Consider the following 16,975-nt stretch of genomic DNA (forward strand, 5'->3'; position numbering starts at 1 on the left):
TCAAGGCAAAAAAAGTATGATCATCCGGCCCAAGATCAATCAGTTCGCCGTCCTGTTTACCCTCAAGGGTTCGATTGCCAAGCGCATCGCCCTGCGCACCCTGATGGTCACGCTGCTGGCGTCGATCATCGTGCTGGTGGAGATCCTGCACCCGAGCAACTTCACCAAGGTCAACGCCACGCCGTTTACCTTGCTCGGTCTGTCACTGTCGATCTTCATGAATTTTCGCAACAACGCCTGCTACGACCGCTGGTACGAGGCGCGCAAGGCCTGGGGTGAGGTGATCGTGCATGTGCGTTCGGTGATCCGCGAAACTCATGTCATCCGTGAATCGGCGCAGCGCCGTCTGCTGTTGCTCAACCTCTGCGGTTTTGCTCATGCCTTGAATGCTCGGTTGCGCCGGGAAAACGAAGCCGCCGCCAGCGCCGAGTGGATCACCCCTCAACACGATGCACAGGTGCCGGATTACAGCGGACGCATCCTGCAAACCGTCGGCCAGCAATGTTCCGATCTGCATGAGGCCGGCGACCTCAGTGAGTGGCGCTACATGCTGCTGGCCAATCACCTGACCAGCCTGACTCAGGCACAAGCGGTATGCGAGCGGATCAAGAACACGCCGCTGCCCTTCCCTTACACCCTGCTGCTGCACCGCACGATCTATCTGTTTTGCATCCTGCTGCCGTTCGCCATGGCCGAACCGCTGGGCTGGCTGACGCCGCTGTTCACGGCGATTGTCAGCTACACCTTTTTCGGTCTGGATGCGATTGCCGATGAACTGGAAGACCCGTTCGGCCGGGATGAAAACGATTTGCCGACCGATGCGCTGGTGCGGGGTATCGAGCGGGATATTCTGTCGGAGCTGGGCACCGAGCCTTTGCCACCGGCTCTGAAACCAGTGGACTACGTGCTGAGTTGATCCGACGCCTCCCCCTTCGGGGGAGGAAATTCAATCAATCCAGATGCGCCCAGGTCATGCGAAATGACGCCCCGCCCCACGGTGAGTCGCCAACCTCGACCCGGCCGCCATGGGACTGCGACACCCGTCGCACCAATGCCAGCCCGAGGCCGAAGCCACCGGTGCGGCGGTCACGGCTGGCGTCCAGGCGCGAGAACGGTTCGAAAATCTTCTCCCGACCGGCCAGCGGCACACCCGGGCCGTCGTCATTGACCTGCACTTCGTATTGATCGCCGACTCGCACCAGCGTCACCTCAACCCGCTCCTCGGCATAACGAATGGCATTGCGCAGCAGATTGATCACCGCCCGCGCCATGAATCGCGGCTCGATCCGCACTTCTTCGACCCGGCATTCGCCGATCAGCAATTGCACCCCGGCGGCCTCGGCTTCCAGGGCGACGCTGCCCACCACACTGTCGAGCCAGTTGGCGGCCTGAATATTCTCGCGGGTAATCACGGTCGCGCCGCGTTCGAGGCTGGCATAGGTCAGCAGCTCGGAGACCATTTCTTCCAGCTCGCCCAGGTCGGCATACATGTCGGCGATCAGTTCGCGATTCTGGCTGGCGTCCGGTTGTTGCTTGAGCTGGTCGAGCTCGAACGACAGCCGGGCAATCGGCGTGCGCAGTTCGTGGGAAACGGCATTGGTCAATTCGCGCTGATTGGCGATCAGGCCTTCGATGCGCGCCGCCATCAGGTTGAAGTGTTCGGCCAGATCGCGAATGTTCGAGCGTTTGGAGAGCTGGATGCGCGATGACAGGTCGTTGTCGCCGAATCGCTCGGCGGCCAGTCGCAGTTTTTCCAGATCGCGCCAGTGCGGACGGACCCAGAAGTACAGGACGATACCGAGCAGCACCGCCAGCATCAGATAGGCCGCTGCGATGTAGAACGGCATCAGGCTCGGCTCGGGCGGCAACTTGATGCTGAGCACCTGCGAACCGCCGTCGATGTTGCTGATGAATTGGGTGTAGTTGTCGCGAATCACCAACAGGTTCTGCGCCAGTTCGGCCTTTTCCTCGGGCGTCAGGGCCAGTTGATCGGACTCGATCAGGTTCAACGTCAGCCCGTAATGCGGACGCAACGCCTCCAGTTGCGCCTCGCGCGCCGCACCTTGCTGGTCGCGCATGTGCTCGATCAGCGACCAGGCCTGGCCTCGCACCGCCTCGCGGTTGTAGGCCTGCATCTGGTTGTCGAGCAACGCGTTGAAGGTGTGTTCGACGGTTTGCAGCGCCGCCACCAGCCCGACTGTCATCACCAGAAACAGCCCCAGAAATAACCGCAGCATCTACAGCTCCCACGCGAACGGATTGAACAGATAGCCCTTGCCCCACACAGTCTTGATGCACACCGGTTCGCGGGGGTTGTCCTTGAGTTTGTTGCGCAACTTGCTGATGTACACATCGACGCTGCGATTGAGGCCATCGAAAGCGATGCCGCGCATGCGGTTGAGAATGTCATCGCGCGACAGGATATTGCCGGCGGCACTGGCCAGCAGCCACAGCAGTTCGAATTCCATGGTGGTCAGCTCGATCAACTCGCCCGCCAGACGCACTTCGCGGCAACTGCGGTCGATGACCAAGTTGCCGAATTCCAGAGAACTGACCACGCCGCTGTCCGGCACCTGGCGGCGTTGCAACGCACGCAGTCGCGCCAGCAAGACCGGCGGTTTGATCGGTTTGATCACGTAATCGTCGGCCCCGGACTCCAGACCCAGAATGTGATCGAGGTCGTCTTCCTTGGCGGTCAGGATGACGATCGGCGTGTCCGACACGCTGCGAATTTCCCGGCACACGTGCAGGCCGCTTTGCCCCGGCAGCATCAGGTCGAGCACCACCACTTTGGGCTTGAACTCAAGAAACGCGGCCACAGCCAGATCGCCGCGATGCACCGTGCGCACATCAAAGCCGTGTTGTTCGAGAAAGTGCGCGATCAGCGCAGCCAGGCGCTCATCGTCTTCCACCAGCAGGACTCTGCCAAAACCCAGGTTATCCATAACAACCGTCGCCAACCCTCAGTGAAGTGGGCGCCATTATGGCGGCATTCGCGGGCCAGACGCTTATCGCAGGCAGCAAAAACCGGCCACTTGGGCCGGTTTTCGTTGATGTTTCATACTCTTAAGAGTTTTTAACAATTCATGCCGCGACGGGTACGCCACTGTGGAAGCGGAATTCCTCGTCCGGCGATTCAATCAGGTCCTGCTCGGCGGCGCGGACTCTCTCGATCACTTGAGCGATGTCTTTGGCGTCGCCGTACTGGTAGGCCAGTTTCAGATAACCCTGGAAATGCCGGGCCTCGCTCTTCAGCAGGCCGAAGTAGAACTTGCCGAGTTCTTCGTCCAGATGCGGCACCAGCGCTTCGAACCGCTCGCAGCTGCGCGCTTCGATGAAGGCGCCGACCACCAGGGTGTCGACCAGTTTTACCGGTTCGTGGCTGCGCACCACTTTGCGCAGGCTCGAGGCATAACGGCCGGCGTGGAGCTGGCGCAGTTCGATCTTGCGCCGTTTCATGATGCGCATGACCTGTTCGTGGTGCACCAGTTCTTCCCGGGCCAGACGCGACATCATGTTGATCAGATCGACGTGGGAATGGTACTTGGCGATCAGGCTCAACGCGGTGCTGGCGGCCTTGAACTCGCAGTTCTTGTGGTCGATCAGCAGGGTTTCCTGATCGGCCAGCGCGGCCTGGACCCAGGCGTCAGGCGTGCGGCAACCAAGGAATTCGTGGATTTCGGGAAGGATCATGGGGCTCACGGTCAAAAGGTGTTCGAGCGAAGGGCGCCGATTATACCGGCCTGCCCGCAGACCACCAGCCGCTCGCGTTGATATGCATCAAGTCGCAGACGGATGAGCAGCAACTATAGTTGTGCAACGCCGTGCCTTTTCATTGCTGGAGACTCACTCATGCAAGCCATTCGCAGCATTCTGGTGGTCATCGAACCCGAACACGCGGAAAGCCTGGCGCTCAAGCGCGCCAAGCTGATCGCCGGGGTGACCCAGGCCCATCTGCACCTGTTGGTCTGCGACAAGAAGCACGATCACGCCGGCATGCTCAGCGTGCTAAAAGCCGCGCTTTTGGCGGACGGCTACAGCGTCACCACCGAACAGGCGTGGAACGAGAGCCTGCACGAAACCATCATCGATGTGCAGCAGGCCGAAGGCTGCGGTCTGGTGGTCAAGCAGCATTTCCCCGACAGTTCGCTGAAAAAAGCCCTGCTGACCCCGGCAGACTGGAAACTGCTGCGCCACTGCCCTACCCCGGTGCTGCTGGTGAAAACCTCCGCTTCCTGGAAAGACCGAGTGATTCTGGCCGCTGTCGATGTAGGTAATGCCGACGGCGAACACCGCCACCTGCACACCACCATTATCGACCACGGCTACGACATCGCCAGCCTGGCCAAAGGGCATCTGCACGTGATTACCGCCCATCCGTCACCGATGCTTTCAGCGGCGGACCCGACCTTCCAGCTCAAGGAAACCATCGAGGCGCGCTATCGCGAGCAATGCCGGGCGTTTCAGGCTGAATTCGATGTCGACGACGAGCATCTGCATGTCGAGGAAGGCCCGGCGGATGTGCTGATTCCGTTCATGGCGCACAAGCTGCAGGCGGCCGTGACCGTGATTGGCACCGTGGCGCGTACCGGTTTGTCAGGGGCGCTGATCGGCAATACCGCCGAAGTGGTGCTGGATGCGCTGGAAAGTGATGTGCTGGTGCTCAAGCCGCAGGAGGTTGAAGACCATTTGGTCGAGTTGGCGGTGAAGCACTGATCATTGTGGCGCCAATAAGGCCGTCATCGCTGGCAAGCCAGCTCCCACAGGGACTTCGGTGTGCCCTCCATGGAGGGCATTACACCATCAGTGTGGGAGCTGGCTTGCCAGCGATAGCAATAGATCAGTCGCCGAGGGCATCCTTGAGGAAACCCGGTGCGATGTAGCGCTGATAGTGCGCTTCCGACAGCAGGAAAAATTCCCGATCAATGGCATCGCGCAGTTCCGGCAGGTTCCAGTCGCGAAACTCCGGCAGCAACACCATCCCGTAGGCTTCCAGATTAATGATCACCCGCGCGCCACGAGCGATCAGTTGATAAGCCCAGCAATATTGCGATTGATGCGGCACGAAGCGGATCTTGCGCTGCTCAAGCTGCTGGCGCAGGCGCGCCGGATCGAAGACTTCGACCTTGCTGGCCATCACTTGTGACAGCAATTGCTCAAGACGCAGCCACACCGCGCGCTTTTCCTCCTCGTTGTAACCGTTCCAGTGAATCACTTCGTGGTGGAAACGCTTGCAGCCACGGCACACCAGATCACCGTAAACAGTGGAGCAGAGGCCGACGCAGGGGGTCTTGATGGTCTGATTGGGCATAGAATGGGCAAAACACTTGAAACGCGGAACAGGTCGGCATGTTAGCCCTTTGTCCGGCATTCATCACCCCTCAAACGTCAGGGACAAGTGCTGGATCAAGGTTTGCCCCACCCGCGTACAACGCAACCAAAGTCCAATAGAGCGCGACTTACCTTTAAATTTTTTTTGCCGTAGAATCAGCCAGCCTTTTTAGGCGCCAATGTCCGTTAGAAGCTGTTTTCAAAGCGTCACGAGCACAGTCGTTCCTTCAGAGCGGTGTTGGCGAAGGGTTTTTCCAGCGGGGAAAAGCCCAACGCCAACCCTCATCAGCTCCCCGTTCTGCAGGCGTAAAACTTTGAAAGCAGCTTCTGTAAGGAATTGCCGGTAATTCTGGCCGAACGACCCACAACGTCGTGAGGAGCATGAGTACGGCAATTTCGGGATGAGCGTCCCGGACACCCATTTGGGACCACTGATGAGGGTAATAACTGTGCTTGAAGCCTACCGCAAACATATCGAAGAGCGTGCAGCCCTGGGTATCGTTCCCCAGCCGCTTAACGCCGAACAAACTGCAGGCCTGGTCGAGCTGCTGAAGAATCCTCCGGCTGGCGAAGAAGCTTTCCTCGTTGACCTGATCACCAATCGCATTCCACCAGGCGTGGACGAAGCGGCCTACGTCAAGGCCGGTTTCCTGTCTGCTCTGGCCAAGGGCGAAGTCTCCTCCCCTCTGCTGGACAAGAAGCGCGCTGTAGAGCTGCTCGGCACCATGCAGGGCGGCTACAACATCGTGACCCTGGTCGACCTGCTGGACAACGCCGAGCTGGCGCCAGTGGCTGCCGAAGAACTCAAGCACACCCTGCTGATGTTCGATGCCTTCCACGACGTGGCTGAAAAAGCCAAGAACGGCAACGTTCACGCCAAGGCCGTGCTGCAATCCTGGGCTGACGGCGAATGGTTCAAGAAGCGCCCTGTGCTGGCCGACAAGATCAGCCTGCGCGTCTTCAAGGTGACCGGCGAAACCAACACCGACGACCTGTCCCCTGCTCCAGACGCCTGGTCGCGTCCAGACATCCCGCTGCACGCCCTGGCCATGCTGAAAATGGCCCGTGACGGCATCGTTCCGGACGAGCAAGGCAAGACCGGCCCGATGAAGCAGATCGAAGCCATGCGCGGCGAAGGCTTCCCGATCGCCTACGTCGGTGACGTGGTCGGTACTGGTTCCTCGCGTAAATCGGCTACCAACTCGGTCCTGTGGTTCTTCGGCGACGACATCCCTTACGTGCCGAACAAGCGCGGCGGCGGTTTCTGCTTCGGCAGCAAAATCGCTCCGATCTTCTACAACACCATGGAAGATGCCGGCGCACTGCCAATCGAGTTCGACGTTTCCAACATGAACATGGGCGACGTGATCGACCTGTACCCGCATGCTGGCAAAGTCACCAAGCACAACAGCGACGAAGTCCTGACCACCTTCGAAATGAAGACCCCGGTTCTGCTGGACGAAGTTCGCGCTGGCGGCCGTATCCCGCTGATCATCGGCCGTGGCCTGACCGAGAAGGCTCGCGCCGAACTGGGTCTGCCTGCGTTCGATCTGTTCAAGAAGCCTGAAGCTCCGGCCGAAAGCACCAAGGGTTTCACCCTGGCGCAGAAAATGGTCGGCAAGGCTTGCGGTCTGGCAGAAGGCAAAGGCGTTCGTCCTGGCACCTACTGCGAACCGAAGATGACCACCGTAGGTTCTCAGGACACCACCGGTCCGATGACCCGTGACGAACTGAAAGACCTGGCGTGCCTGGGCTTCTCCGCTGATCTGGTGATGCAGTCCTTCTGCCACACCGCGGCTTATCCAAAGCCGATCGACGTGACTACCCACCACACCCTGCCTGACTTCATCATGACCCGTGGCGGCGTTTCCCTGCGTCCGGGCGACGGCATCATCCACTCGTGGCTGAACCGCATGCTGCTGCCGGACACCGTGGGTACTGGTGGTGACTCGCACACCCGTTTCCCGATGGGCATCTCGTTCCCGGCCGGTTCCGGTCTGGTCGCGTTCGCCGCAGCCACCGGCGTCATGCCGCTGGACATGCCGGAATCGATCCTGGTGCGCTTCAAAGGCAAAATGAAACCTGGCATCACCCTGCGTGATCTGGTTCATGCCATTCCTTACTTCGCTATCCAGAACGGTCTGCTGACCGTCGAGAAGAAAGGCAAGAAAAACGCCTTCTCCGGCCGCATCCTGGAAATCGAAGGCCTGGAAGGTCTGACCCTGGAACAGGCTTTCGAACTGTCCGACGCTTCGGCCGAACGTTCGGCTGCCGGTTGCACCATCAAACTGTCGAAAGAGTCGATCACCGAGTACCTGAACTCCAACATCACCCTGCTGCGCTGGATGATCGGCGAAGGCTACGGCGATGCACGTACTCTGGAACGTCGTGCTCAAGCGATGGAAGCCTGGGTTGCCAACCCGGAACTGATGGAAGCCGATGCCGACGCCGAATACGCCGAAATCATCGAAATCGATCTGGCCGACATCAGCGAGCCTGTACTGTGCGCGCCGAACGACCCGGACGACGCCCGTCTGCTGTCCAGCGTTGCTGGCGAGAAGATCGACGAAGTGTTCATCGGTTCGTGCATGACCAACATCGGTCACTTCCGCGCTGCCGGTAAACTGCTGGATCAGGTCAAGGGTCAGCTGCCAACCCGTCTGTGGCTGTCGCCGCCGACCAAAATGGACGCTCACCAGCTGACCGAAGAAGGCTACTACGGCATCTACGGCAAGGCCGGCGCTCGCATGGAAATGCCAGGCTGCTCGCTGTGCATGGGTAACCAGGCACGCGTTGAACCGAACAGCACCGTGGTGTCGACTTCGACCCGTAACTTCCCGAACCGTCTGGGCGACGGCGCGAACGTTTACCTGGCTTCGGCTGAGCTGGCGTCCGTTGCTTCGATCCTGGGTCGCCTGCCGACCGTCGAGGAGTACATGGAATACGCTGGCAAGATCGACAGCATGGCGGCCGACGTTTACCGCTACCTGTCCTTCGACCAGATTGCCGAGTTCCGTGAAGCTGCTGCGAACGCCAACATTCCGGTCGTTCAAGCCTAACGCTGCAACGCAATGAAAAACGCCGCCCATCGTGAGATGAGCGGCGTTTTTTTTATGCCTCCGGAAACTCACGCATTCAGTTTGAGTGCCTGCTGTACCGCCTCGTCCACACTCAAACCGCTCAGCAACACCTGCTCGCGTTCCAGCTCTGGCAATTGCGCCAGCACCGTTTGCGCCTGATGTTTGAGGCGCGCCAGAATCAACAGCTTGTCTTCGGCCCGCACCTGCAGGAAAAACGCTTCCAGCGCTTCGATGCTGGTGCCGTCCAGGTCCGGCGACTCTTCCAGACTCAGGATGATCGTGTGCACCACCGCCGGCGCATGACGAGCCAGCCGCAGCGCGCCGCCGAGAATGCGCTCCACGTTAGCGAAAAACAGCGCCTCGCTCGGCCGGACAATCAACACGCCGGGAACTTCCCGGGCATCCGGATGGCGTTGCATGTCGACATAATCGTGACCGCCGCCCATTTGCCCCAGCACCTGGATATCCGCCGATGACATCTGCTTGAGCATCAGCACCACGCTGATCGCCACCGCCAGCAACAAACCGTCGAGCACACCCAGTACCAACACCGCCGCCACGGCGCAGATCACCAACAAGCGATCGCGGCGCCAGATGAAGTAGCGGCCCAGTGGTTGCAAGCTCAACGCCCGTCCCAAGGCGTGAATCACGATGGCGGCCAGTACCGGTTCCGGTGTCAGGGCGATGTATGGCAACACAGTCAACACAATCAGCAGCACCACTACCGCCGCAACAATACCGGCCAATCGCGATGTAGCCCCCGCCGCTTCGTTAGCGGATGTCGCGGAATACCCCGCTCCGGCAGGCATGCCGTGAAACAGCCCCGACAACAGATTGGACGCGCCCAGCGCCAGCAGATCGCGATTCGAAGACACCCGGTCGCCATGCTTCAGGGCAAACGAGCTGATCGAGCCATAGGATTCGGCATACAGAATCATCACCATGGCAAACGCCAGTTCACCCAGACGCAGCCAATCGGCAAAAGGCATATTCGGCAACTGCGGCATCTCCAGCGCCAAGTCGATGACTCCGATCAGCTTCACTCCGTGGTCCGGCAGATTCAGCCATTGGCTGGCGGCGATTCCCAATGCGACAACAATCAATCCACCCGGCACCCGGCGAAAACGGGCGCAGGCCATCAGCACCAGCAATGCCACCAGCGCGACCCCGGCACCCGCCAGGTTCCATTTCGGCCACTGCTCAATCAACTGCGGCAGGAAGCGAACCAGGTTGCTCTCTGTCAGGTGGACATCGACGACGCTCGCCACCTGTTTGAGGATGATCGTCACTGCCAGTCCCAAGGCAAACCCGCGCAACACCGGTTTGGCAATGAATGAAGTGACGCTGCCGAGCTTGAAAAGCCCCGCCAGCAGAAACAGCACGCCGGTCATCAACACCAGACCGACCGCCAGGCTCAGGCGTAATGCCGGGTCGCCGCCAGCCAGCGAAGCCGTCGCCGCCGCCAGTACCGCTGCCGAGGATGAAGTGGCCGAAACCACGGCAAACCGACTGGTGCCCATCAGTGCGTAACACAGGAGTCCGGCGAACAACGCGATCACCCCGGCCTGGGGTGGTAACGCGGCAATGCTGGAATAGGCCACGGCCTCGGGCAGTAACAGGCCGGCAATCGACAATCCGGCCAGCAGATCCTGACTTCGGCTTTGCACTTCAGGTCGGGAAGCGGCGCTCAGCGGTTCAGTTGACAATCGCACCCACCCACCCCGGCAGATACCGAGCCTCCTGGCTGCGCGCCAGGTTCATGGCTTTGGTCTGCAATTTCGGGCTCAGATCGTTGATCTGGTCGCTGGCGATGCGGCTGCGAAAGAAGTCCGCCCAGAGGAATTCGCTGTAGGGCGTGGCGTCCTTGGCGTAGCCACCGGCCCGGCGCAAGCGTCCGGCAAGGCTGCGATAAGGATCGTCCTGCAGATCGACGATGGATTTGGGAATGGCTTCGAACGTGCGTCGGGCACCGCGTCCATCATAGGGATGCGCCCACTGGTTGAAGTTCATCACGCTCCAGAATGTCACCGGATCAACAAATGAAAGATCCTTGAGCACCAGCAAGGAAGCCTTCTTGACCTCTTCCTGAATCAGCGCAAGTCCAAAGTGGTGGTGATCGACGATGTAATAGACGCCCTCAGGCCCCAGCACACTGGGAAACCAGTGATTATCCAGCGCTGCCGCCCGCTCCTTGCGTTTGAGTTTCTTCCATTCCTGGCGCTTGTCGGCGACTTCGGCGAGACCGACCGTGAGCTGAGTGGGATGGAGTTTTTCCAGTTTGGCGCTGATCAGTTGCGGTCGGGCACGAGGCATGAGGCATCTCCGGGGAAAAGTGCCTTTCAAGCGTAGCCGTTTCTGCCTTGGGATGTGTGCCTTGGATCAGGCACTGGGGAGGTCTTGCAAAAGCGGGGGCGAATCGCTCGCCCCCGCCTGATGCTGCTGGCCCGGAATCAAGCCGTCAGCGAGTAGATCAACGCCGAGATAGCCACCAGGCCGACAGCGGTGACAAACACGTTCGACGCCTGACCACGATAGCGGGCCATCGCCGGCACCTTGCGAATCGCGTACATCGGCATCAGGAACAGGATCGCGGCGATGACCGGGCCACCGATCGTCTCGATCATGCCGAGGATGCTCGGGTTCAGGGTCGCAACGATCCAGCACACCACCAGCATGAACGCCGCAACAATGCGATCCAGCGCCTTGGCGCCCGGGCGTTTGCCGCTCTTGACGATCAAACCTTTAAGGCCTTCGCTGGCACCGATGTAGTGGCCGAGGAACGACTTGGAGATCGCCACGAACGCAATCAACGGCGCCGCGAAAGCGATGGTCGGGTTGCTGAAGTGGTTGGCCAGGTACGACAGGATCGACAGGTTCTGCGCCTTCGCTTCAGCCAGTTGCTCTGGCGACAGCGTCAGCACGCAACTGAAGACGAAGAACAGCACCATCACCACCATCAGCAGGTGAGCGCGGCACAGGATCTGCGAGCTGCGCTCATCGGCGTGAACGCCGTAGCGACGCTTCTGGTCCACGGCAAACGCCGAGATGATCGGTGAGTGGTTGAACGAGAACACCATCACCGGAATCGCCAGCCACAGCGTGTGCAGCAGCGCTGACGGCGCCGGCACCTGCGAGGCGGTGCTGAGGATGCCGCCGTTCCAGTGCGGAATCAGGTATACCCCCAGGAACAGCAGCGCAACGATGAATGGATAGACCATCAGGCTCATCGCCTTGACGATCACTTGCTCACCGCAGCGCACCACGGCCAGCAGGCCGAGGATCAGCCCGAACGACAGCAGCGCACGCGGTGGCGGCGTGATGTGCAATTGATGCTCGAGGAAACTGGCGACCGTGTTGGTCAAGCCAACGCTGTAGATCAGCAGAATCGGGAAGATCGCGAAGAAGTACAGCAGCGTGATCAGCGCACCGGCCTTGATGCCGAAATGTTGTTCCACCACCTCAGTGATGTCGGCGCCTTCGCGACCGGAGAGCACGAAGCGGGTCAGGCCGCGGTGTGCGAAGAAGGTCATGGGGAAGGCCAGCAGCGCGAGGATCACCAGCGGCCAGAAGCCACCCAGACCTGCGTTGATCGGCAAAAACAGGGTGCCGGCGCCAATGGCCGTCCCAAACAGTCCCAACATCCAGGTAGTGTCATGGCGATTCCAGCTCGACAGTTCGGCTGGTGCTGCCGCTTCAAAGCGTTGTTCGACGCTATTGGCCTGATCATTCATCCGGTCGGATCTCCGCATTCCGGTCACTTGCCACTCGGTCAGGACGCGTCGGAAAAAACCGACAGACATGCTCCGGCCGAAACAGGGGCGCGATTCTCCGCGATAAATGAGCGGAAGCAAAGACTTAGCTGAGGAATGGTTGTGCGGAGCAGATCGGACGGTTGTCGTTTTTGGGAAAAAACCTGTCGGCGCCAGATACGCCAGATGTCGTTTTATGGCAAGTACCGGCGCCGAATGTGCCATGGCAAAATTCGATCAAATCGATCGGGCCAATATGAAGCCAAGGGACATGCAAAAGATGCCCAGCCCCAGCAACCCCCAGATCGGGCGCATTTCTTTCTTGTTTTTTATACGTATTTTCTCGGCCCACTCATCGTGTTCCCGCTCCAGTTGTTCCATTCTGGCTTTGGCGTCATAGGTACTCATGTTGATTTCCTTTTGGGTCATGTGTCTGAAGTTTGCGAAAACGAACGCTCAAAACTTGAAAAAGACGCCCGCTAATGCCGCGCTTGCCGTTAACACGCCGGCCACTACCGCGACTGGATAAAAATACGTCTCCCACTTCAGCTTCTTTTCTTCCGCCAAAAGCTTCTGCCTTTCAGCCACAAGTTTTCGCGTTTCGTTATGAAGCCTGTCGAGTTCCAGGTTTTCACGGTTGTTCTGAAGCATTGGCCTTCCTTGGCTGATGGCAATTTCCGTCCAGACCGCCGCTCCATCCTGAAGAGCGCGTCCTGTCCTGCTCTCTATGGTTTCGTGCTTCACATCTCGCCGTATAGCGGATAAATCCGGCAGCACTCGTAGGCAACATCCGTAAATCCCGCAGGACGGTGCGTCCACTTCCTAACGTTTTTAAACAACCTCACCGACTGGCATTTTTCGGCTATACCCAATGGCGAACCGACTGACAGCCGCTTCCAATCCCTTACCTCACGGAGCCCTCCCATGCCCCTCGTCCGTGTCGAACTCAAAAAACGCCCCGACCCGACCTTCGCCAAACGCGTCGGCGAGCAGATCTACGCCGCCATGCGCAGCACGATCAATGTGCCGGAGCACGACAACTTCCAGATCCTGGCCGAGCACGACGGCGATCATTTCATCTTCGATACGCAGTACCTGGGGATCCAGCGCAGCGACCAACTGGTGATCATCCAGATCACCCTCAATGAGGGTCGAACGCTGGAGCAGAAAAAGGCGCTGTACCAGACCATCGCCCAGAATCTGAACACGCACCTGTCGATCCGTCTGGAGGATGTGTTCATCAATCTGGTCGAGGTGAAGAAAGAAAACTGGTCGTTCGGTAACGGCATCGCCCAATACGCCAGTTGATACACCGGCTCGCGAACCGTCGGCGCGGCGTTCACGAAGTTGTTCAGCACCGCCAACATCGCCTTCTGACGAAGCGCCTGCGCGCGCCCCGTATCAGCTCCTACACTGGCTGGTACGGGGCAACGCCGGCCATTGCCAAACCGCTCTGGAATCAGCACTCTGACACGACTTTCGCGACCGACACGCCGACGATCACAGGAGCCGAGCAATGCCCGCCACCGTTCTGGTACTGGTTGAAACCATCAATGACTACCTGCCCATTCTTGAACGACAGGGCTTTCACCTGATTCTTGCCCCGACACCCGCCGAACGCGCCCAGGCGATTGCCACCCACGGCGCACGCATCGACGCGGTGCTGACCCGTGGCCCGCTGGGCTTGTACGCTGAAGAAATCGCCGCGTTGCCCGCCCTGAAAATCGTCTGCGTGATCGGCGCCGGCTACGAACAAGTGGACCTGCAAGCGGCCAGCAACAGGGGCCTTACCGTAACCAATGGCGCTGGCGTAAACGCCTCGTCGGTGGCCGACCATGCCATGGCACTGTTGTTGTCGCTGGTGCGCGACATTCCGCGCTGCGATGCTGCGGTACGCCGTGGCGAGTGGCCGAAGATCATGCGCCCTTCTCTGGCCGGCAAACGCCTGGGAATTCTCGGCCTCGGTGCGGTGGGGATGGCCATCGCCAAACGGGCGAACCTGGGCTTCGACATGGAGATCAGCTACCACAACCGCCAGGTGCGCAGCGATGTACCCTACGTTTTCTGTTCGACCCCCACCGAACTGGCGCGGGCCTCAGACTTTCTGATAGTCGCAACGCCCGGCGGCATCGGCAGCCAGCATTTGGTGACCCGCCCCGTGCTGGACGCTCTGGGCCCCAATGGCTTTATCGTCAACATCGCTCGCGCCAGCGTAATCGCCACGGCAGACCTGATCACGGCACTTGAACAACGGCGAATCGCCGGCGCCGCACTCGATGTGTTCGACCACGAACCCCGGGTGCCGGATGTGCTGAAAACCTTGAGCAACGTGATTCTCACCCCGCACGTCGCAGGGCTGTCACCGGAAGCCACGCAAGGCACGGTGGAACTGGTGGGGAAAAACCTGGTGGCGTTCTTTGCCGGGGAGCCGGTGCTGACACCGCTCACACTGCCGCCGAAACAGAATAACCAGCGCGTACACTAGAGCCTATTGTCAGGCCCCACCGTCAAAGGCAAAGAAATAGGCGCGCAGTGGATTCATCACGCCCTGCGCCTTACACAGTGCCTCCATGCCATCGCCGATATCGGAACTGTCGATCAGCATCCGTTTGATAGCGGCAGGTGACAATCCGGGATTGATCAAAAGCATTTTTGCCGCGGTATTCGCCACCACCGGCACGCCAAACGACACGCCATCATCCCGATTCAAATCATCATCCGTGGAAAGTACCTTGGCCGCATCCGGCTTGGTGCCTACCGAGGGCCTTTTGCCAGGCTCCACTTCCCCATATTGTCTTCCCCACTCCATGCGTGTTAGCACGTTATTGACGAGTCCTCTCGTTGTAATTTGTTCAAGTACCCACTTGCTCTTGGCCTCATCCCAAGCCTTTTCCGCTTTCTTCTCCTCTTCGTATTGATTGACCTTGATAACGAAGCGATTCTCGGCAATGACGTTGAGACTGTTCTTCAGTTGACGAGGCACGTGTAGAACGGTGTAGTCGCCGGGGACAATCAAATCCACTGCGCTACCTGTTCCTGTAGAGGAATGAGGCGTGCGCTCATGGGACTCACGGTCCAATTTGCAGCGCGCAATCAAAATCGCCGATGGCGGCGCGTAACCAAGCCGCTTGGCGCTCGTTGATACGCTCGCCTTGTTGTTGCCGGCGGTGGTGCAGTACAGCAGCTTCGAATCATGTTGTTTGACAATGTCCGGATGCGCCCAGTTGAACCCCACACTGGTCGTCAATATTCGTATACCCGGTTGTTGATTGAGCCAGACCATCGCAGGACCGATCACACTCGCAGGGTCGCCCCCGAACTGCCCCTTGGTCATTCTCACATCGATCAGTTTCAGTGCCTTGCTGCCGAAAATGGCTTGCCCTGCCACCCCACAGCCATGCGGATCGTCCATATCAACCTGATACGCGTCATAAGCCCTGAGATACCCCGCATTATTGAAACATCGGCCATCCAGGACCGCATCCCGCAGATAGACGCTGTCGCGGCTGATGCCGTTGTCCAACACCGCAATTTTGATCGTGTTGGCAAGCAAGCTGAAATCCACGCCTGGGCGCTTCAATGCCAGTATCGTGGCGAACTCGGGGTCGGCGCGGGTGAAATCGTCGTCAGTATTTGCGTAGTAAACCCTAAACGATGCCACTGGCCTGGGCGCTACCGTGACTTTCAGCATGTCGACCATCCCTTCGTCAGGGAGGGTGAAGCCGACACCGGTCAACATTTCAGCCTTGAGCGTCTCGTCACCCCGCTCCAGTCCGATCACGTGGAAGGTCAGCGGGTTGGCCGGATCATGGTCATATTCATAAGGAAATTTCAGGGGTTGCACCACCCCGTTGGCCGATAACGTGGCGCGCAGACGACTCAAATACCCAGCGGTTCCCTGGCCTGAGCGATTGCGCTGTCGCCCATGCGCTCCTTTCGCCTGGACGATCGAAATGCGGACACGTCCCCGCAGCCCTGCTCGTGTCAGCAGTAACTGCACGCCCATCGGGACGATGCCTTGATCGAGTGCCAACTCCCACTTTCCAACACTGCCTGTGGCCGTCTCGTTGGACCAACTCAGCTCAGGGGTTTCGATACTCATGTCCTGACGATGGGTTTCGCCGATTTTTATATCGAAGAGCCCGCCAGCCTCGGGATAGACCGTTCGCGTACCCGTAGCAGTGTGGCTGAGCGACAGGGAAAATTGCACCGTGTTCTGAGGCAAATCTTTCAGTTTGAAGTACACCTCTCCATTGAGATCCGTCTGCGCGGAGGCCATAAGCGCGCCAAGTGTCAAGGTCACCCGTGCATCAGGTATTACCTGGTTACCCACATCGTTCCAGACTGCGCCGAGCACCAGCGCGCTGTTCGGGCATTCAAGAATCAATTGGCCGAGCGATGAAGGTGCTCCCGTAAACCCTTTGACGGTTGGCATATCTGTCAGTGCTGCATGACGTTGAAATGCGCCTGCAGATCGGTAAGTTTCTCTTCACCACTGCAGTCACGGCGCTGGAGAATCCGCTCGATCTCTGCGCTGCGAGAGATCGAAGAAAAGGCGTCATCGAAGAGCACTCGCAATAACAGAAACTGAAAGATACTCTCTCGCCGCAAAACGCCGTAGCGCTCGGACTGCGGCCAGCCCGTCCTGACAAACTCGATCAGATCAAATTCTGGAAGCACCGCCATACGGGCCTGTAACGCCTCTCGAAGCTCGTTCGCCATAACGGCGATATCCGCTTCGACTTGCAGACGACGCATCTGCGCCATTTGCGCATCACGTATCACCAACATGCATTCTTCCTCAGTGGCCTCACA

Annotated in this window: 16 protein-coding genes; 5 read left to right on the plus strand and 11 right to left on the minus strand. The window is 59.2% G+C overall.

Annotation, left to right across the window (positions count from 1 at the left end; genetic code table 11):
• Positions 1-16: 16 nt before the first annotated feature.
• Positions 17-916, plus strand: coding sequence for a bestrophin family protein (locus JJN09_RS08140; protein ID WP_249486686.1), 900 nt, complete (start codon positions 17-19; stop codon positions 914-916).
• Between the two features lie 34 nt (positions 917-950).
• Here JJN09_RS08140 and JJN09_RS08145 read toward each other — a convergent pair whose 3' ends face one another.
• The 3 genes from JJN09_RS08145 to miaE all read right to left on the minus strand — a co-directional run bounded on the left by JJN09_RS08145 (position 951) and on the right by miaE (position 3,693).
• Complete coding sequence (locus tag JJN09_RS08145) at positions 951-2,237, minus strand: ATP-binding protein (protein WP_249486687.1); 1,287 nt, start codon at positions 2,235-2,237, stop codon at positions 951-953.
• Entirely contained in the window at positions 2,238-2,945 is a 708-nt protein-coding gene (locus JJN09_RS08150; protein WP_249486688.1) for a winged helix-turn-helix domain-containing protein, read from the minus strand.
• Positions 2,946-3,084: 139 nt separating this feature from the next.
• Entirely contained in the window at positions 3,085-3,693 is a 609-nt protein-coding gene (gene miaE, locus JJN09_RS08155; RefSeq protein WP_011334764.1) for a tRNA-(ms[2]io[6]A)-hydroxylase, read from the minus strand.
• Between the two features lie 159 nt (positions 3,694-3,852).
• Between miaE and JJN09_RS08160 the strand changes: the two genes are divergently transcribed.
• Entirely contained in the window at positions 3,853-4,716 is an 864-nt protein-coding gene (locus JJN09_RS08160; RefSeq protein WP_249486689.1) for a universal stress protein, read from the plus strand.
• Between the two features lie 124 nt (positions 4,717-4,840).
• On the opposite strand, the gene JJN09_RS08165 is transcribed toward JJN09_RS08160, so the two are convergent.
• Complete coding sequence (locus JJN09_RS08165; RefSeq protein ID WP_045121881.1) at positions 4,841-5,311, minus strand: DUF1289 domain-containing protein; 471 nt, start codon at positions 5,309-5,311, stop codon at positions 4,841-4,843.
• 469 nt (positions 5,312-5,780) lie between these two features.
• Here JJN09_RS08165 and acnB point away from each other — a divergent pair, with 469 nt between their 5' ends.
• Entirely contained in the window at positions 5,781-8,390 is a 2,610-nt protein-coding gene (gene acnB, locus JJN09_RS08170) for a bifunctional aconitate hydratase 2/2-methylisocitrate dehydratase (RefSeq protein WP_249490777.1), read from the plus strand.
• Between the two features lie 68 nt (positions 8,391-8,458).
• Here acnB and JJN09_RS08175 read toward each other — a convergent pair whose 3' ends face one another.
• The 5 genes from JJN09_RS08175 to JJN09_RS08195 form a co-directional block, all read right to left on the minus strand.
• Positions 8,459-10,117, minus strand: a complete 1,659-nt coding sequence (locus JJN09_RS08175; protein ID WP_249486690.1) for a SulP family inorganic anion transporter — start codon at positions 10,115-10,117, stop codon at positions 8,459-8,461.
• Positions 10,107-10,724 carry a ParB-like protein gene (locus JJN09_RS08180; protein ID WP_249486691.1) on the minus strand — a complete coding sequence of 206 codons (618 nt, stop codon included), beginning with the start codon at positions 10,722-10,724 and terminating at the stop codon, positions 10,107-10,109. Before JJN09_RS08180 ends, JJN09_RS08175 begins: the two co-directional genes overlap by 11 nt.
• Before the next feature lie 137 nt (positions 10,725-10,861).
• Positions 10,862-12,142, minus strand: coding sequence for an HAAAP family serine/threonine permease (locus JJN09_RS08185; RefSeq protein ID WP_249486692.1), 1,281 nt, complete (start codon positions 12,140-12,142; stop codon positions 10,862-10,864).
• A 255-nt stretch (positions 12,143-12,397) separates the two neighbouring features.
• Positions 12,398-12,568 (minus strand): hypothetical protein, encoded by a 171-nt coding sequence (locus tag JJN09_RS08190; RefSeq protein ID WP_249486693.1) that lies wholly within the window; start codon positions 12,566-12,568, stop codon positions 12,398-12,400.
• A gap of 48 nt (positions 12,569-12,616) precedes the next feature.
• Entirely contained in the window at positions 12,617-12,811 is a 195-nt protein-coding gene (locus tag JJN09_RS08195) for a hypothetical protein (protein WP_064597508.1), read from the minus strand.
• Positions 12,812-13,084: 273 nt separating this feature from the next.
• On the opposite strand from JJN09_RS08195, the gene JJN09_RS08200 reads away from it, so the two are divergent.
• Both JJN09_RS08200 and JJN09_RS08205 read left to right on the plus strand, forming a co-directional pair.
• Complete coding sequence (locus JJN09_RS08200; protein WP_249486694.1) at positions 13,085-13,468, plus strand: tautomerase family protein; 384 nt, start codon at positions 13,085-13,087, stop codon at positions 13,466-13,468.
• A 208-nt stretch (positions 13,469-13,676) separates the two neighbouring features.
• Entirely contained in the window at positions 13,677-14,645 is a 969-nt protein-coding gene (locus JJN09_RS08205; RefSeq protein WP_249486695.1) for a 2-hydroxyacid dehydrogenase, read from the plus strand.
• A 9-nt stretch (positions 14,646-14,654) separates the two neighbouring features.
• Here the strand turns inward: JJN09_RS08205 and JJN09_RS08210 are convergent, their stop codons facing one another.
• Together JJN09_RS08210 and JJN09_RS08215 are read right to left on the minus strand one after the other, a co-directional pair.
• The gene (locus JJN09_RS08210; RefSeq protein WP_249486696.1) at positions 14,655-16,595 is read right to left on the minus strand and encodes a S8 family serine peptidase; all 1,941 of its coding nucleotides are present in this window, start codon (positions 16,593-16,595) and stop codon (positions 14,655-14,657) included.
• A gap of 5 nt (positions 16,596-16,600) precedes the next feature.
• A complete protein-coding gene (locus tag JJN09_RS08215) occupies positions 16,601-16,951 on the minus strand; it encodes a hypothetical protein (protein ID WP_249486697.1) in 351 nt (116 codons plus the stop codon).
• Positions 16,952-16,975: the final 24 nt, after the last annotated feature.

The organism is Pseudomonas sp. HS6 (assembly GCF_023375815.1).
Taxonomy (GTDB): Bacteria; Pseudomonadota; Gammaproteobacteria; order Pseudomonadales; family Pseudomonadaceae; genus Aquipseudomonas.

Excerpts from the sequence above, each read along its gene's own strand:
- JJN09_RS08200 (WP_249486694.1), top strand. The coding sequence starts at position 13,085 with ATGCCCCTCGTCCGTGTCGAACTCAAAAAACGCCCCGACCCGACCTTC.
- JJN09_RS08195 (WP_064597508.1), bottom strand. The coding sequence starts at position 12,811 with ATGCTTCAGAACAACCGTGAAAACCTGGAACTCGACAGGCTTCATAAC.
- JJN09_RS08150 (WP_249486688.1), bottom strand. The coding sequence starts at position 2,945 with ATGGATAACCTGGGTTTTGGCAGAGTCCTGCTGGTGGAAGACGATGAG.
- JJN09_RS08145 (WP_249486687.1), bottom strand. The coding sequence starts at position 2,237 with ATGCTGCGGTTATTTCTGGGGCTGTTTCTGGTGATGACAGTCGGGCTG.
- JJN09_RS08160 (WP_249486689.1), top strand. The coding sequence starts at position 3,853 with ATGCAAGCCATTCGCAGCATTCTGGTGGTCATCGAACCCGAACACGCG.
- miaE (WP_011334764.1), bottom strand. The coding sequence starts at position 3,693 with ATGATCCTTCCCGAAATCCACGAATTCCTTGGTTGCCGCACGCCTGAC.
- JJN09_RS08215 (WP_249486697.1), bottom strand. The coding sequence starts at position 16,951 with ATGTTGGTGATACGTGATGCGCAAATGGCGCAGATGCGTCGTCTGCAA.
- JJN09_RS08205 (WP_249486695.1), top strand. The coding sequence starts at position 13,677 with ATGCCCGCCACCGTTCTGGTACTGGTTGAAACCATCAATGACTACCTG.
- JJN09_RS08190 (WP_249486693.1), bottom strand. The coding sequence starts at position 12,568 with ATGAGTACCTATGACGCCAAAGCCAGAATGGAACAACTGGAGCGGGAA.
- JJN09_RS08210 (WP_249486696.1), bottom strand. The coding sequence starts at position 16,595 with ATGCCAACCGTCAAAGGGTTTACGGGAGCACCTTCATCGCTCGGCCAA.
- JJN09_RS08180 (WP_249486691.1), bottom strand. The coding sequence starts at position 10,724 with ATGCCTCGTGCCCGACCGCAACTGATCAGCGCCAAACTGGAAAAACTC.
- JJN09_RS08140 (WP_249486686.1), top strand. The coding sequence starts at position 17 with ATGATCATCCGGCCCAAGATCAATCAGTTCGCCGTCCTGTTTACCCTC.
- JJN09_RS08185 (WP_249486692.1), bottom strand. The coding sequence starts at position 12,142 with ATGAATGATCAGGCCAATAGCGTCGAACAACGCTTTGAAGCGGCAGCA.
- JJN09_RS08165 (WP_045121881.1), bottom strand. The coding sequence starts at position 5,311 with ATGCCCAATCAGACCATCAAGACCCCCTGCGTCGGCCTCTGCTCCACT.